The organism is Rhizobium sp. A22-96, from assembly GCF_053521805.1.
Genome location: NZ_JBNWDQ010000003.1, coordinates 117450 through 133162, shown reverse-complemented (window position 1 = coordinate 133162; position 15713 = coordinate 117450). Strand labels below are relative to the sequence as shown.

Below are 15713 nucleotides of genomic sequence, written 5' to 3'. Positions count from 1 at the left end.
CATCGTGGCTGATGCATATTTTTTCCCACGAGCTTGGCCTGGAAAACAGATGCAAGAATCGATGATTCAACTAGGCCAAAGCAGGTCTCAGTTGTCGCGATCAGCCGCCGCGCAGATGGCTTTCAAACGCACCACAAAAGATTCGGCCATATGCCTGCTGGCAAGATTGGTAAAGCTCAGCAGCATACCATCGACCGATTGCGGCCCCATATGCCAGAGCGACAGAGGCTGCAGGCCGAAGCCGTCCGCTTGCGCCAATGCGGCGATATTGGCTGAAGACGCCCGATACCCGTTGAAATGCATAACGAGGTGCAGCCCGGCGGCGGGAGAAATCGCCCTGGCGCTGTCTCCGAAGACATCATGCATCGTGTCGACCAGCAGCTGGCGACGCTCGGCGTACAAGGAACGCATCTTCTTGAGATGACGGACGAAATAGCCCTGTTCGATGAAATCGGCGATGACGGTCTGATGAAATATCGGGCTGCCACCGCCCCCGACCCGGCAGGCACGCTCGAATACCTCCACCTCCGACGGCGGTACGACCAGATAGGCAAGCCGCAACGCCGGATAGAGAACCTTGCTGAACGAGCCGGTGAAGAGGACGCGCTCGCCGCGATCCATGGCCTTGAGCGACAATGGTGGGCGGCGATTGTAGCGATATTCGCTGTCGTAATCGTCCTCGATGATCCAGCGCTGCCCCTCCTCGGCCCATTTGAGCAATTCGCCGCGTCTGTCCTTGGACATCATCACGCAGAGTGGGCTTTGGTTGGCGGGCGTAACGATGGCAAAGCGGGCATCTGGCGCACGCTCCCTGCCCTCTTCGACGACAAGGCCATCCTGATCGACCGGCACCGGATGAAGTTTGGCATTTATCGACAGTAGAAATTCCCGGGCGACGGGGTAGCCCGGATCCTCAAACCATATGCCGTCACCGGGCCGATAGAGCGACCGCATGATCAGCTCCAGGCTGGCGCGATGGCCCGAGGTCACGAATACCTGCTCCGGCCGGCAGACGATGCCCCGTGAAAAGGCGAGATAGGCGGCAATACGCTCTCGCAACGCCGGGAGGCCAGCAGACTCTGGATAGCCAAGCTGCTCTGCGCCGAGCTCTCGCGAGCGGCGGCTGACGAGCCGGTTCCAGGTCTTGCGCGGAAAGGCATCTAGGGCGGGGAGACCAAGCTGAAACGGCCTGACATTGGGTGACTGTTCCGCCGGTGCAGTCCTCGGCGCGGAGCTCGATGGCCTGTCCGCGCTTGTCTTCTTCAGCCGCAAATCGACGAAGGTGCCCCCTGCGCCGCGAAATTCGAGATAACCTTCTTCCGCGAGGATCTGATAAGCCAGATTGACGGTTCCGCGCGAGAGGCCAAGCTCGCTGGCGAGCGTCCGCACTGACGGCAGCCGGTCTCCCGGCGCCAGGCGCCCCTCGGCAATCGCGGTTTTGAACCGGGCACAAATCTGCAGATAGATCGGATGGTCGCCCTCCCGCGAAAGCGCCATGTCTTCCGCCCGACCCGAAACGCCCTGCTGTGCCATGAAGGCTATGTCCTGCCTATGCGGGCTCGCGCCCACGCCTACGATCCCGTGACGGCAGAGGTTAGCCCGAAGACAGGATTGGCGGCAAGCTGCCGGTTGCCGAGCGCGAGAGCCTCGGTTGCTAGATCTGGCATCGCCAATCCCTGCAGGCGAATGAACTGCACGTTTGTGATGCCGATCGTCGCCAGCACATGGGCAAAATAGGGCGAGAGGTAATCGGGTTGCCGGGCACGCGGGCCATCATGAGCGCCACCGGAACCAACCACGACAAGTGTCGGGCGATCCTCAAGAAGGCCGACCTTGTAGCCATCCCGATAGGTGAATGTCCGGCCGGCGCGCAGCACATAATCGATCCAGAGCTTCAGCGATGCCGGCACCGAAAAATTGTGCACGGGCGTCGCGACGATCAAATAATCACAGGCCTCGATTTCTTGAATCAGTGTTTCCGATTCCGCGAAGGCAGGCAGATGATGCTCCGCACGTTGGACGATGGCATCGGCATAGTGCTCGGTGATCGGCGACGGGCACATCACCGAGAGATCGCGTTCGACCAGCCTGATATCCGGCCCGGCATCAAGCAGATTGTCAGCTGCCCTTCTCCCCAGCTCATAGCTGCGCGAAGCAGATCCAAGCGGGCTGGCGTTCAGAAGCAAGATGGTCTTCATGCGCTTGCTTCCTTCAATATCTGGCTGAAATGCAGACCGCGCGCCAGGAGCCCATTGCGGAAATAGAAGCGCTGGGCCAGCGAATTGCCAAGTCCGGTGTCGAGCACCAGCATGGCTCTTCCGTCGGCCTTGGCCAGCTCGCGGACATGATCGATCAGCTCTGCACCGAATCTGGACCTCTGGCAGGATTGGCGCACGACGAGATCGTCGACATAGGTGAACCGCCCATAGATCAGGTTTTCGAGATGACGGTAACCTGTCAGCCCCGACAGCGCGCCATCCTGCCAGACGCCCAGCAGCCGATAGCCATCCTGCTGCTGGCGCTGGACGCGTTGGCGATAAATGTCGGGGTCTTCGATATGCGGGCGCAGTTCGCGCATGACCGCGAAGCTCTCCGCAATATCCTCTGCGTTTTCGATATGCCTGAAATTCATGTTTGGCTCTCGCTGAATGGGGACCGGCAGAATCTACGCCGCCCATGACCCGCTCAACAGGACCAAAAATCGACAAATGGACTGGGCCATTGGCAGCCTCTACAAGCGCGGCCAATGCCTCCTCTCGTTCAGAACCGAGACCTACTTCTTCTTGAAAGGCTCCATGCCCTTGCGCGCCAGCTCGTCCGCCCGCTCATTTTCCGGGTGGCCCGCATGGCCCTTGACCCAGTGGAGCGTCACCTTGTGGCGATTATAGGCTTCGTCCAGCGCCTGCCACAGCTCGGCATTCTTCACCGGTTTCTTGTCCGCGGTCTTCCAGCCGTTCTTCTTCCAGCCGAAGATCCACTTGGTAATGCCGTCCTTGACGTAGACGCTGTCAGTATAGAGATCGACTTCGCAGGGGCTTTTCAGGGCGGAGAGCGAGGAGATCGCCGCCAGCAGCTCCATGCGATTGTTGGTGGTGTCAGCCTCGCCGCCGGACAGTTCCTTTTCCACATCGCCATAGCGAAGCACCGCGCCCCAGCCGCCTGGGCCGGGATTGCCGGAGCAGGCGCCATCGGTAAAGATATCGACGTGCTTCATGCCTTCAGCCCGTATTCGGCTGATGAGGCGATCTGGCGGTGGAAGCGCAGTTTGCGCAGATATTCGATCGGGTCCTTCTTGGTGACCATGGCGCCGGCCGGCGTCGTCAGCCAGTCATAAAGGCGGGTCAGGAAGAAGCGCAGCGCCGACCCGCGCGCCAGCGTCGGCAGCGCCGCGATCTCGGCTGCATTCAACGGCCGCACGCTCTGATAGCCCTCCAGCAGCGCCATGCCCTTGGTGATGTTGTAGGCGTGATCCTTCTCGAAGCACCAGGCATTGAGGCAGATGGAAACATCGTAGGCGAGCTGATCGTTGCAGGCGAAATAGAAATCGATCAGACCGGATAGCGTGTCGCCGAGAAAGAAGACATTGTCCGGGAAGAGATCGGCGTGGATGACGCCCTCGGGCAGACCCTTCGGCCAATGCTGCCCAAGGAAATCGAGCTCACCGCGGATCTCGTCCTGCAGGCCAGCCTCGACTTCATCGGCGCGCGCCTCGGACTTTTCCCAGAGCGCCTGCCAGCCATTGAGCGACAAGGCGTTCGGGCGGCGGATTTCGAAACCTTCGCCGGCGACATGCATGGCAGCCAGCGCCTTGCCGACTTCGCGGCAATGATTGGCATCGGGCTTGCGCAGCCACATGCCTTCGAGAAAGGAAATCAGCGCGGCCGGCCGACCGGAGAGATGGCCGAGCAATTCGCCATCCTTGCGCGGCAGCGGCAGCGGGCAGGACAGACCCCGGCTCGACAGGTGCTGCATTAGCCCCAGGAAAAACGGCAGGTCGCCCTTGTCGACGCGCTTTTCATAGAGCGTCAGGATCAGCGGATCGCGCGTGGTGTGCAGCAGGAAGTTCGAATTCTCGACGCCCTCGGCAATGCCCTTGTAGGAGAGAAGTTCGCCAACGTCGTATTCCGTCAGAAACCACTTCAAATCGTCTTCGGTAATATCGGTATAAACAGCCACGAAACATTCCCTTGATACACGCTGGCGCCGTAACCACCCGCCCTCGTGGTTCGAGACGGCCCTTAGGGCCTCCTCACCATGAGGGCTGACCTTTGGGCGCCCGGCGACGAAACTCTCTCCGCCTCACCCCGAGGTGCCTTGCCGATTAAGCGTCAGCGCAAGCGGCTAGGCGTCGAAGGACGAGGTGGCCCTTCCTCAATCCCCGTTGACGAAAGCCATGTCCGCCGTCGTCAACTCGATGCTGCGCAGCTCGCGATTGACGAGGAAATTCTCGGTTTCCTTGACCGTTTCGGCGAGCTCCACGACGGCATTGTAGCGAGCGCGGAACGCTTCGATGATCTCGTTGACGATGACTTCTGGCGCAGATGCACCAGCCGAGAGACCGACCGTCTTGATGTCGCCGATATTGTCCCAATCGATTTCCGAAGCGCGCTGAACGAGCACGGATTTCGTCGCCCCCGCCCTTAGCGCCACTTCGACGAGCCGCTTGGAGTTCGAGGAATTCGGCGCGCCGACGACGATGAAGAGATCGCAGCCGGGAGCTGCCTGCTTCACGACTTCCTGGCGATTGGTCGTCGCGTAACAGATCGAGTCGGCGGCGGGCGCCGTCAGGTTCGGAAAGCGCTCCTGCAACCGCGCGATAACGCCGGCGGTATCATCGACCGAGAGCGTCGTCTGCGTGACGAAGCCGAGATTGTCGGGATCGACCGGTTCGTAGACATCGGCATCTTCCACCGTCTCGATCAGCGAAACGGCGCCTTCCGGCAACTGCCCCATGGTGCCGATCACTTCCGGGTGGCCGGCATGGCCGATGAGGACGACATGACGACCGAGCCGGTTGTGGCGCATGGCCTGCTTGTGCACCTTGGAGACCAGCGGGCAGGTAGCGTCGAGATAAAAGAGATTGCGCGCATCGGCATCGGCCGGCACCGCTTTCGGTACGCCATGGGCGGAAAAGACCACCGGCTGGGCACGATGCTCGGCCGGGATTTCGTCCAGCTCTTCCACGAAGATGGCGCCCTTGGCCTCCAGCCCCTCGACCACGTAGCGATTGTGCACGATCTCGTGGCGGACATAGACAGGCGCGCCATAGGCCTTCAGCGCCAGCACGACGATCTGGATGGCACGATCGACGCCGGCGCAAAAGCCGCGCGGCCCGCAAAGCCGGATGGTCAGGTCAGGTTTGGAAACGGCTATGTTCATGTCTCTTCCGAAATGCGCGGCGGGGGCTCAGCCATCGATAGGTATGCCCTGCCGCCTGCTCCATTGAGTCCGCATGATCTTATCCGAAAATCGCTGCGCACTTTCGGGATCATGCTCTAGCCGAATATTCCATCGAAATGAAGCAATTCTATTGCATGCCTCTATTGTTGAGGCGCGTCCGGATGATGTTTGCGCCACCAGGAGATCGCCACGATGGCGACAAGCGCTACCGCGAGGCCGTACCAGGTCACGGCATATTGCAGGTGGCTGTTCGGCAGGTCGATGATGGTGACGCCGCCGATCGGCAGGCCGGCGGGATTCGGCGCCTTGTCGGCATCGATGAAGAAAGGCAGGACCTTGTCTTTCGGCAGTCCGACGCTGGACGCCATCGCATCCAGATCCCTCCAGAAGAATATGTTCTTGCCGAGATCATTATCCGGCATGCCCGGGGGCTGCTCGGTGAGCTTGGCGCGCGCAAGGCCGGTCACCGTCTGCTCGCCTGTCAACTGCCCCTGTTTGCGCATTTCCGGCTCTTTGGCCTCGGAGGGCACGAAGCCCCTGTTGACGAAGACAAAGCGGCCATCGGCAAGCTGCAAGGGCGTATAGATGTGAAAGCCCGGCTCCTCTCCATAGGTGGAGAGGAAATCGCGTTCCTTGTTGTTGAGGTAATGGCCGGTGACGGTCACCACGCGATATTCGATGTCTCCGCCGGACGCGGCCATCGCCTCGATTGCCGATAGCGGCACGGCGGGCGCATCCTTGCGCGCGGCAATGTCGGCCAGCAGGCCTTCCTTCCAGTGCAACCGCTGCACCTGCCAGGTGCCCAACCCCACAAGGATCACGAGCACGGCGAGCAGGATCAGCACCTTGAGGACCTGCCACAAAGGATTGGAGCGGCGAACCGGCAAGGCAGCCTCAGTCATGACTGATCCGCCCTTCGCTGGCCTTGTTGCGGTATTGCAACGCGATCAGAATGCCCTTGCACCAGCGCAGAGACAGCAGTGAGAGGATGATGGTCAGCGGCGCAAACAGCACTATGTAGACCCAGACCGGTGGCGCGTAGTTGATCTGCATCCACAGGACCAGGCCGATGACGATGAAACCGACGATCAGGATGACAAAGACCGCCGGGCCATCGCCCGCATCGGCAAAGGCATAATCGAGATCGCAAGCGGAACAGCGCGGCTTTATCGACAATAGTCCGTCGAAGAGCTTGCCATGGCCGCAACGCGGGCAACAGCCCTGGAAGCCCACCTTGAACGGATCGACGGGCGCAAAGAGGGCGCTGTCGTCATGGGGCGTTTCGCTGGGGTTCTTGTCTTGCTCTGAGGTCAAAATTCGGTCTCGATCAGCCTGCCATTGCGGGCGAGCATGATGGTCTCGTCCCTGTCACAATCAGTAGCCGCGATGCGCCAATCCGTCCAATCGAAAAGCTCGTACACCGCATTCAGGTCCGAATACATCCGAAAGGGAACTGCCTCATGCAACAAAGCCAAGGCGTAGGCGCCGGCCGTATCATCATCCTGAACGGCGCGCCACGATCCGGAAAGAGCAGCATCGTCGAGGCGATTCAGGCTGGATTTGACGGCGTATGGGTCAATCTCGGTGTCGACGTCTATGTGCGCCATGCCACGCCGCTGCGCTATCGTCCGGGCATCGGCCTGCGCCCCGGCGGCGAACGGCCCGATCTCGAGCCGCTGATTCCGCGCTTTTATGCCGCACTCTATGCCTCGATCGCCGCACATAGCCGCCTCGGCCTTAACGTCGTCGCCGAGTTCGGGCATCACGATGCCTATTCGCGCCCGCTAAACATTCTCTCTAATTGCGCCAGACAGTTAGCGGGATTGCCGGCACTCTTTGTCGGCGTGCACTGCTCGCTCGATGTGGTGATGCAGCGCCGGCTGGCAGAAGGCCCGGAGAGGCAAGGAACTTATATCCCGGTCAGCCCGGACATGGCGGTTCCAGCACCGGTGCTTGCCTGGCAGGAACAGGTGCACCGGCCGGGGATTTACGATCTGGAAGTCGATACCTCGGCGAATAGCCCGCAGGCATGCGCGGAAGAGATCAGGCAGGCTCTCGATCGTGGCATTCCCAGCCCATCGGCATTTGAACGGCTGGCGGTCCACACCGCTTAAACAAAAAAGCGGGCAACAAGTGCCCGCCTTTCATTGCAAGAGGATGATTGACGATCAGCCTTAGCCCGCCGCGAGCGGCGCGCCCCAGCTTCCCCAGATGTAGATGGCGAAGAACAGGAACAGCCAGACGACGTCGACGAAATGCCAGTACCAGGCCGCCGCCTCGAAGCCGAAATGCTGCTTCGGGGTGAAATCGCCCTTGATAGCGCGAATGAGGCAGACCAGAAGGAAGATCGTACCGATCAACACGTGGAAACCGTGGAAACCGGTCGCCATGAAGAAGGTCGCGCCGTAGATCGAATTCTTGAACGCGAAGGGCGCGTGCGCATACTCATAAGCCTGCACGCAGGAGAACAGGGCGCCAAGCACGACAGTGAGCGTCAGACCCTGGATCAGGCCCTTGCGGTCGCCATGCAGCAGCGCATGGTGCGCCCAGGTGACCGTCGTGCCGGAGAGCAGCAGGATGATGGTGTTGTAGATCGGCAGGTGCCAGGGATCGAGAACCTCGACGCCCTTCGGCGGGAACTGGCCGCCAAGGAAGGCCGTGCGCGAGGCCTGGATCGCTTCGTTCGGGAATAGGCTGACGTCGAAATAGGCCCAGAACCAGGCGACGAAGAACATCACCTCGGAGGCGATGAACATGATCATGCCGTAGCGCAGGTGCAGCGACACCACGCGGGTATGCGCGCCCTCATGCGCTTCCTTGATCGTATCCGACCACCAGCCATACATGACGTAGAGGACCACAGCCAGGCCGATGAAGAACAGCCACGGATGCGCCCAATCCACGCCGAACAGATGTAGTGCGCTGCCATTCAGGTAGCGCATGAATCCGACACCACCGAAGGTGAGCACGAAGGCCCCGATGGCCGCGACGATCGGCCAGGGGCTGGGATCGATAATGTGATAGTCGTGTTTCTTCTGATGCGCTTCGGCCATGTCAGCAATCCCCGAATAACTTTTTCCCATATTGCTCCCGGTCAAACCGAAAAGCACTCTCCATCAAAGTTTCTTTTCAACGGCCTGCACCGTGCCTTCATTCGACGCCACGGGCTTTGCGCCTTCCCGCGGGTAGAATGTGTAGGATAGTGTCAGCGCATTGATCGTCTTGGTTTCTACAGCCTTGGTGATCTCAGGATCGACATAGAAAACCACCGACATCTCGCGCTTTTCCCCAGGCCCGAGATCCGTTTCGTTGAAGCAGAAGCACTGGACCTTGTTGAAATAGACACCAGCTTCCAGCGGCGTGACGTTGAAGATCGCCTGGCCACGCTCCGTCTTGTCGGACCTGTTCTCGATCTCGAACTTCACCTCGACCGTCTCGCCGATCTTGGGGCTCACCGATTTCTGCAGCGGCTTGAAATCCCAGGGCAGACCCGGCGCGACATTGGCGTCGAAGGAAACCTGGATCGGCTTGTCGAGAATGACGTTGGACACCTGTTCGACGCGCTGCGTCGTGCCGTTGTAGCCAGTAACCTGGCAGAACATGCGGTAGAGCGGCACGGCAGCGGCGCACATGGCGCTCATGCCAATGACGAAGCTCAGGCACATGGCGACGACCAGCCCGTTGTTACGGCCGCCCGTTCTTGTGCTTTTCACTGCCCCCTCCTCCATCACGCCTCCTCAAACGTGTCCGGTGCCGACCTTGATGATGGTGATCGCGTAAAACAGGACCACCAGGCCGGCCAACACCAATCCGAGCGCGATATTACGCCCTCGCCGCGATTTCTTCTGCGCTTCCGTCAATTTGACAAGCTCGATCATAGCCAGCCTCCAACGCCAGCCGACATCAGCACGGCAACCAGCCTGTCGATAAGCAGCGCGGAGAAGATCGCAAAGAGATAGAAGATGGAATAGGCGAAAAGCTTCTTTGCCGGCACCATCTTTTCGTCGCCATCGGCCATCCGCCAGACGGCGATGGAACAGTGTACGAAGATGATACCCAGCGCCGCGGCAGCCGCACCATAACCCAGGCTGGCAAAGCCCATGAAGGCAGGCACCACGCCGACGATGGCGGTCAGCACAGCATAGACGACGATTTGGTTCTTCGTCGTCGGGATGCCCGACACGTTCGGCAGCATCGGAACTCCGACGGCCTCGTAGTCGCGCATCTTGAAGAGCGCCAGCGCCCAGAAATGCGCCGGCGTCCAGAGAAAGATGATGAGGAAGAGCACGATGCTCTCGATCGACACGCTTCCGGTGACGCAGGCCCAGCCGATAACCGGCGGGAAAGCGCCGGCGGCACCGCCGATGACGATGTTCTGCGGCGTCGAGCGCTTCAGCCACATCGTATAGATGACGGCGTAGAAGAAGATCGTGAAGGCGAGAATGCCGGCGGAAAGCCAGTTGATGGCAAGTCCGAGGATCACCACCGAGAAGCCCGACAGAACCAGGCCGAACGCCAGAGCCTCGGATGGATTGATGCGGCCCGACGGTATCGGCCGGCGCGCCGTACGGCTCATTACTGCGTCGATATCGGCGTCGTACCACATGTTCAGGGCACCCGATGCGCCGGCACCCACCGCAATGCAGAGAATGGCGATGAAACCGAGAACCGGATTGATGTGACCGGGAGCCACCACCAGGCCGGTAAAGGCGGTGAAGACGACCAGCGACATTACGCGCGGCTTCAGAAGCTCGAAATAATCGCGTGCACTCGCTTCCGACAGGCCGGTATCGCCTTGCTCCGCGAGCACTTCGTGATTGTCGATGACCGTCATTCTTTCTTCCAATTACCAGTTAAGCCGGACGCCGCTCAGCACGGCGTCCGGAAACAGATTACTTGATGCGCGGCAGCTCTTCCCACTGGTGGTGCGGCGGCGGCGAAGTCAGCTGCCACTCCAGCGTGGTTGCGCCTTCACCCCAGGGGTTGTTGCCTGCAACGCGCTTCTTGGCGAAAGCATCTATAACGCCCCAGAAGAAGAAGCAAAGGCCTACGGCTGCGACATAGGAGCCGATGGAGGAGACGAAGTTCCATCCCGCATAGGCGTCCGGATAGTCGATGTAGCGGCGCGGCATGCCGGCACGACCGAGGAAGTGCTGCGGGAAGAACACCATGTTCACACCGATGAAGGTGATCCAGAAGTGCCAGTTGCCGAGGCGCTCGCTGTACATGTAGCCGGTCATCTTCGGGAACCAGTAGTACCAGGCCGCGAAGATAGCGAAGACGGCGCCGAGCGACAGAACGTAGTGGAAGTGTGCCACCACGAAGTAGGTCGCATGCAGTTCACGGTCGAGGCCGGCATTGGCGAGCTGGACGCCGGTGACGCCGCCGAGCGTGAACAGGAAGATGAAGCCGAGTGCCCAGATCATCGGCGTGCGGAACTCGATGGAACCGCCCCACATCGTCGCGATCCACGAGAAGATCTTAACACCCGTCGGCACCGCGATAACCATCGTGGCGAACACGAAGTAGCGCTGCGTGTCGAGCGAGAGGCCCGTCACGTACATGTGGTGAGCCCAGACGACGAAGCCGACCGCACCGATCGCCACCATGGCGTAGGCCATGCCGAGGTAGCCGAAAATCGGCTTGCGCGAGAAGGTGGAGATGATGTGGCTGATCATGCCGAAGCCGGGCAGGATCAGGATGTAGACTTCCGGGTGACCGAAGAACCAGAACAGGTGCTGGTAGAGCAGCGGATCGCCGCCGCCTTCCGGCGAGAAGAAGGTCGTGCCGAAGTTGCGGTCGGTGAGCAACATGGTGATCGCGCCGGCAAGAACGGGCAGCGACAGCAACAGCAGGAACGCGGTGATCAGCACCGACCAGGCAAAAAGCGGCATCTTGTGCAGCGTCATGCCCGGAGCGCGCATGTTGAGAATGGTCGTGATGAAGTTGATAGCACCCAGGATCGAGGAGGCGCCTGCAAGGTGCAGCGCGAAGATCACCAGATCGATCGCAGGGCCTGGATGGCCGGCGATCCCCGACAAAGGCGCATACATCGTCCAGCCTGCACCCGCACCATAGGCACCTGCAGGGCCTTCGACGAACATCGAGAGGATCAGCAGCAGGAAGGCGGGAACGATGAGCCAGAAGGAAATATTGTTCAGACGCGGGAACGCCATATCAGGCGCACCGATCATGATCGGCACCATCCAGTTGGCGAAACCGCCGATCATCGCCGGCATGACCATGAAGAAGATCATGATCAGTGCGTGGGCGGTGACGAAGACGTTATACATCTGCTTGCCGCCATCGATGGCAGCATCACCCGAATAGCCATAAACCATCGACGCCAGACCGCTGAAGATCTGAATGCCGGGCTCCTGCAATTCCATGCGGATGGCAACGGACAGAAGGAAGCCGATCACACCCGCGAAAATCGCGAAGATCAGATACAGCGTTCCGATGTCCTTGTGATTCGTCGAAAACAGCCAGCGATTGGCAAAGCTCGGCGTGTGGGCGTGATGATCTTCATGCGCGTGAGCGTCTTGAAGATCGTGCGAATGGTCGTCGTGTGCCTTGGATCCAGCCATTGTTCCTACCCCTTACTTCGCCGTGTTTTCGGCGACCTTGACGGCTGCCGGTTGGTCGACGGCGGCCATCAGAGACTTGTTCGCCTTGTTGAGATCAGTCGCAGCCGTCGCCAGCCATTGCTTGTACTGATCCTCTGAGACGACACGGATGGCGATCGGCATGAACGAGTGGTCCTTGCCGCAAAGCTCGGAACATTGCCCGTAGAACAGGCCCTCGCGGTCAGCCTTGAACCAGGTCTCGTTCAGACGGCCGGGAATGGCGTCGATCCTGACGCCGAAGGACGGCATGGCGAAGGAATGGATGACGTCAGTCGGTGCAGCCGTAACGAGAACGCGGACATTCTTGCCGACAGGCACCACCATCTCGTTATCGACAGCGAGAAGCCGCGGATATTTGGACTTGTCTTCCTTGCCGGCTGCTGCGCGATCCGGCTCCTTCAGCATGAACGAATCAAAAGCGAGCGGCGTCGCGCCGCTACCCTCATATTCGTAGTTCCACTGCCATTGCGTCGCCGTTGCCTTGACGGTGACGTCCGTCTGCTCCGGGAATGTCAGCTGGGCTGTGAGGAGGTTGAAGGAAGGGATTGCCAGGAACAGAAGAATCAGAACCGGACCGATGGTCCAGATGACTTCGATCAGCGTGTTGTGGCTCGTCTTTGATGGCACCGGGTTCTTGGAAGCGCGGAACTTCACCATGACAACCAGGAGGAGGACGAGAACAAGCAGCGTGATCGGAATGACAAACCAAAGCGTGTATGCCTCAAACCAACGGATTTGATGCATATTGCCGGTTGCCGCCTCCTGCATACCGGTTTCCCAAGGTCTCGGCTGATCGGCATAGCTGCCTGTCGCAAAAAGCAGACAGATCAGAGCCGTCAGAGCCGCGTAAGCTCTCTTAATCACGATGTCTCTCCCTCCAGCGTTTGATCCCAGATCAACCTCAAACGCAGTATCCCTACATTCCATTGCGCTTCAAACCACAGTTTGGGGTACTCCGCAACAACTCCCGCCATTTGTTAGTGCGGCATTTTTGCGCTGATATATTCCCCCCTTTTGCCAGCCGGACATGGCAAGCATTTCATCATCATACGAAAAATTGCATCGTGGTCCATGGCGCCAGCCGGACAAAATGGAGTACACGTCGTATTTCCGCCGTAGTCGATTGGAATCCAGCACGCGGGGCTTTTCATTTGCCGGCCTGGGCTTCAACAATATCGGCACTGATTCGAATCTAGAGGTTTCCATGGGTTTTCGTTCCCTCGCCCGGCTTTGGCTTGTTACCGGCAGCATCGCTGCTTCGGTCGCAGCACCCGCATGGGCGCAACAAGCGCAACAGACTCAGCCCGCGCAGCAGACCCAACAGCTACAGCCGCAGCAGCAAGGCCAGCCGCAACCTCATACGCAGCAGGTTCCCACCAGCCAGGTTCCACAACCGCCGGGTACGGTGCGCTCCAGCCACGGCGCATGGTCCGTCGTCTGCGACAAGCCGGCCGGCGCTTCGAGCGAACAATGCGCGCTGATGCAGAATGTCATCGCCGAGGACCGTCCGGAAATCGGCCTTTCCGTCGTCGTATTGAAGACTGCCGACCGCAAGTCGAAGATCCTGCGCGTGCTCGCCCCGCTCGGCGTGCTGCTGCCAAACGGCCTCGGCCTTAACATCGACGGCAAGGATATTGGCCGCGCATATTTCGTGCGCTGCTTCGCCGATGGCTGCTACGCCGAGGTGGTTCTTGAGGACGAGTTGCTGAAGACGCTGCGCAGCGGCGCCAGCGCCACCTTCATCGTCTTCCAGTCGCCGGAAGAAGGCATCGGCATTCCTGTGGACTTGAAGGGCTTTGCCGAGGGCTACGACGCCCTTCCCTGACGGAATGGGCTTGCTCTTGCGCCGTGCGAATCCTACATCGGCTCTGAACGGAGCACCTGACCCATGAATACCGATCTCCTTACTCTTTTCGACACGGACGAAGCCAAGCTGCGCAGCATCGTCGCCGAGGCGCTTTCGGGTGCCGATGACGGCGAACTGTTCGTCGAGCATGTCCAGGCGGAATCGCTGACCTTCGACAATGGCCGGATGAAGGGCGGAAGCTTCAACACAGAGCAAGGTTTCGGTCTTCGTGCAGTTGCCGGCGAAGCTGTGGGCTATGCGCATGCGGGCGATCTGTCGGAAGCGGCATTGAAGCGGGCGGCCGATGCCGTGCGTGCTGTGACCGCAGGCTACACGGGCTCCTATGCAGCTGCGCCGCAGCGCACGAACAAGGTGCTCTACAGCGACGAGAACCCGATCGGCGCACCAACATTCGAGGAAAAGGCGACGCTGCTCCAGCAGATCGACAGTTATCTGCGCGACAAGGACGACAAGGTGCGCCAGGTGACGGCGACGATCGGCGCAAGCTGGCAGGTGGTCGACATTCTTCGTGCCGATGGCCATCGCGTCCGCGATATCCGGCCGATGACGCGCATCAACCTTTCCGTGGTCGTCGGTGACGGTGACCGACAGGAATCCGGCTCCTTCGGCACCGGTGGACGTATCGGTTTTGGCGATTTCATCACGCAGGAAGACTGGCGGCGCGGCGCCGACGAGGCCTTGCGCCAAGCGCTCATCAATCTCGAGGCGATCGATGCTCCTGCCGGCACGATGGATGTCGTACTTGGCTCCGGCTGGCCAGGCGTCATGCTGCACGAGGCCGTCGGACACGGGCTGGAAGGCGATTTCAACCGCAAGAAGACTTCAGCCTTCGCGGGCCTGCTGGGCCAGATGGTTGCAGCACCGGGCGTCACCGTTGTCGACGACGGTACTATCGAAAGCCGCCGCGGCTCAATCACGGTAGACGATGAAGGCACGCCTTCGGCCTATAATGTGCTGATCGAAAACGGCAAGTTGGTCGGCTATATGCAGGACCGGCAGAATGCCCGCCTGATGGGCATGAAAGCCACCGGAAACGGCCGCCGTCAGGGCTATGCCCATACGCCGATGCCGCGCATGACCAACACCTACATGCTCGGCGGCGACAAGACGCCGGAGGAGATCATCGCCTCGGTGAAGAAGGGCGTGTACGCCGTTTCCTTCGGCGGAGGCCAGGTGGACATCACGTCAGGCAAGTTCGTCTTCGGCTGCACCGAGGCCTATCTCATCGAGAACGGCAAGATTGGCGCGCCGATCAAGGGCGCCATGCTGATCGGCAACGGGCCTGAGGCCATGAAGCGGGTGTCGATGATCGGCAACGACATGAAGCTCGATACCGGCATTGGCAATTGCGGCAAGGCCGGCCAATGGGTTCCCGTCGGCGTCGGCCAGCCGCATCTGAGGATGGATCAGGTAACGGTGGGCGGCACGAAGGCCTAAACCGCTTCTTCGTTTAATCTGCAGGACGAAAGCGCCACTTGCGCTCTATCGCAGCGGCGAGATCGAGATGGTTTCGCTGTGCGAACAGGAGGATATGGCCGAGCACATCGGCCGTCTCATCCGCCAGCGCCGTCCCCAGTTGCTCCTCAGTCATGCCCTTGCGACGGCCCCGGCCGGTCGTCCTGTTCCAGATCTGCGTGAGTTCACCCATTTCCTCCTGAAGCTTGAGGACGAACCAATCGTCGTCACGCTCCAGGCCGTTTTCGGCGGCGTAGGTGGCCGAGGCCGTTTCGAACTGCTGCATCAGATCGGATAACATCAAAATCGTTCCCTTTACGTTCCGGGCATTAGTGAACGATTCCCTGCAAAAAGTCGAGCCGGCG

General features: G+C 60.2%; 18 protein-coding genes. 3 read left to right on the top strand and 15 right to left on the bottom strand.

The features are described 5' to 3' along the window. Positions 1 to 87 precede the first annotated feature (87 nt). The 8 genes from pdxR to ACQZ6F_RS13325 form a co-directional block, all read right to left on the bottom strand. Positions 88 to 1533, bottom strand: a complete 1446-nt coding sequence (gene pdxR, locus ACQZ6F_RS13360) for a MocR-like pyridoxine biosynthesis transcription factor PdxR (protein WP_449095814.1) — start codon at positions 1531 to 1533, stop codon at positions 88 to 90. 38 nt (positions 1534 to 1571) lie between these two features. Continuing rightward, positions 1572 to 2198: an FMN-dependent NADH-azoreductase gene (locus ACQZ6F_RS13355; RefSeq protein ID WP_449095815.1), complete on the bottom strand. Its 627-nt coding sequence runs from the start codon at positions 2196 to 2198 to the stop codon at positions 1572 to 1574. Next, the gene (locus ACQZ6F_RS13350) at positions 2195 to 2632 is read right to left on the bottom strand and encodes a GNAT family N-acetyltransferase (protein ID WP_449095816.1); all 438 of its coding nucleotides are present in this window, start codon (positions 2630 to 2632) and stop codon (positions 2195 to 2197) included. Before ACQZ6F_RS13350 ends, ACQZ6F_RS13355 begins: the two co-directional genes overlap by 4 nt. A 141-nt stretch (positions 2633 to 2773) precedes the next feature. After that, positions 2774 to 3214: a ribonuclease HI gene (rnhA, locus tag ACQZ6F_RS13345; protein ID WP_068384929.1), complete on the bottom strand. Its 441-nt coding sequence runs from the start codon at positions 3212 to 3214 to the stop codon at positions 2774 to 2776. After that, complete coding sequence (locus ACQZ6F_RS13340) at positions 3211 to 4176, bottom strand: homoserine kinase (RefSeq protein WP_449095817.1); 966 nt, start codon at positions 4174 to 4176, stop codon at positions 3211 to 3213. Before ACQZ6F_RS13340 ends, rnhA begins: the two co-directional genes overlap by 4 nt. A gap of 195 nt (positions 4177 to 4371) precedes the next feature. Beyond that, the gene (gene ispH, locus ACQZ6F_RS13335) at positions 4372 to 5379 is read right to left on the bottom strand and encodes a 4-hydroxy-3-methylbut-2-enyl diphosphate reductase (protein ID WP_068384923.1); all 1008 of its coding nucleotides are present in this window, start codon (positions 5377 to 5379) and stop codon (positions 4372 to 4374) included. A 161-nt stretch (positions 5380 to 5540) separates the two neighbouring features. After that, positions 5541 to 6302, bottom strand: a complete 762-nt coding sequence (locus ACQZ6F_RS13330; RefSeq protein WP_449095818.1) for an SURF1 family protein — start codon at positions 6300 to 6302, stop codon at positions 5541 to 5543. Beyond that, positions 6295 to 6714, bottom strand: a complete 420-nt coding sequence (locus tag ACQZ6F_RS13325; protein WP_077471279.1) for a DUF983 domain-containing protein — start codon at positions 6712 to 6714, stop codon at positions 6295 to 6297. The genes ACQZ6F_RS13330 and ACQZ6F_RS13325 overlap by 8 nt, the downstream gene beginning before the upstream one ends. A gap of 146 nt (positions 6715 to 6860) precedes the next feature. On the opposite strand from ACQZ6F_RS13325, the gene ACQZ6F_RS13320 reads away from it, so the two are divergent. Continuing rightward, positions 6861 to 7514, top strand: a complete 654-nt coding sequence (locus tag ACQZ6F_RS13320) for a chloramphenicol phosphotransferase CPT family protein (protein WP_449095819.1) — start codon at positions 6861 to 6863, stop codon at positions 7512 to 7514. A 60-nt stretch (positions 7515 to 7574) separates the two neighbouring features. Here the strand turns inward: ACQZ6F_RS13320 and ACQZ6F_RS13315 are convergent, their stop codons facing one another. From ACQZ6F_RS13315 to coxB, 6 genes are all read right to left on the bottom strand, one after another. Continuing rightward, positions 7575 to 8453, bottom strand: coding sequence for a cytochrome c oxidase subunit 3 (locus ACQZ6F_RS13315; RefSeq protein WP_068384911.1), 879 nt, complete (start codon positions 8451 to 8453; stop codon positions 7575 to 7577). A 63-nt stretch (positions 8454 to 8516) separates the two neighbouring features. After that, a complete protein-coding gene (locus ACQZ6F_RS13310) occupies positions 8517 to 9128 on the bottom strand; it encodes a cytochrome c oxidase assembly protein (protein ID WP_077471282.1) in 612 nt (203 codons plus the stop codon). 9 nt (positions 9129 to 9137) lie between these two features. Continuing rightward, entirely contained in the window at positions 9138 to 9278 is a 141-nt protein-coding gene (locus ACQZ6F_RS13305) for a hypothetical protein (RefSeq protein ID WP_169055456.1), read from the bottom strand. Beyond that, on the bottom strand, positions 9275 to 10234 hold the full coding sequence (locus ACQZ6F_RS13300; RefSeq protein WP_449095820.1) for a heme o synthase: 960 nt from the start codon (positions 10232 to 10234) through the stop codon (positions 9275 to 9277). Before ACQZ6F_RS13300 ends, ACQZ6F_RS13305 begins: the two co-directional genes overlap by 4 nt. A 58-nt stretch (positions 10235 to 10292) precedes the next feature. Further along, positions 10293 to 11987, bottom strand: coding sequence for a cytochrome c oxidase subunit I (gene ctaD, locus ACQZ6F_RS13295; protein WP_449095821.1), 1695 nt, complete (start codon positions 11985 to 11987; stop codon positions 10293 to 10295). A 12-nt stretch (positions 11988 to 11999) separates the two neighbouring features. Next, positions 12000 to 12890 (bottom strand): cytochrome c oxidase subunit II, encoded by an 891-nt coding sequence (coxB, locus tag ACQZ6F_RS13290; RefSeq protein WP_077471285.1) that lies wholly within the window; start codon positions 12888 to 12890, stop codon positions 12000 to 12002. 340 nt (positions 12891 to 13230) lie between these two features. Between coxB and ACQZ6F_RS13285 the strand changes: the two genes are divergently transcribed. Continuing rightward, complete coding sequence (locus tag ACQZ6F_RS13285) at positions 13231 to 13851, top strand: invasion associated locus B family protein (RefSeq protein ID WP_068387607.1); 621 nt, start codon at positions 13231 to 13233, stop codon at positions 13849 to 13851. 63 nt (positions 13852 to 13914) lie between these two features. Further along, entirely contained in the window at positions 13915 to 15330 is a 1416-nt protein-coding gene (gene tldD, locus ACQZ6F_RS13280; RefSeq protein ID WP_449095822.1) for a metalloprotease TldD, read from the top strand. Between the two features lie 13 nt (positions 15331 to 15343). Here the strand turns inward: tldD and ACQZ6F_RS13275 are convergent, their stop codons facing one another. Then, on the bottom strand, positions 15344 to 15649 hold the full coding sequence (locus ACQZ6F_RS13275) for a pyrophosphatase (protein ID WP_449095823.1): 306 nt from the start codon (positions 15647 to 15649) through the stop codon (positions 15344 to 15346). Positions 15650 to 15713: the final 64 nt, after the last annotated feature.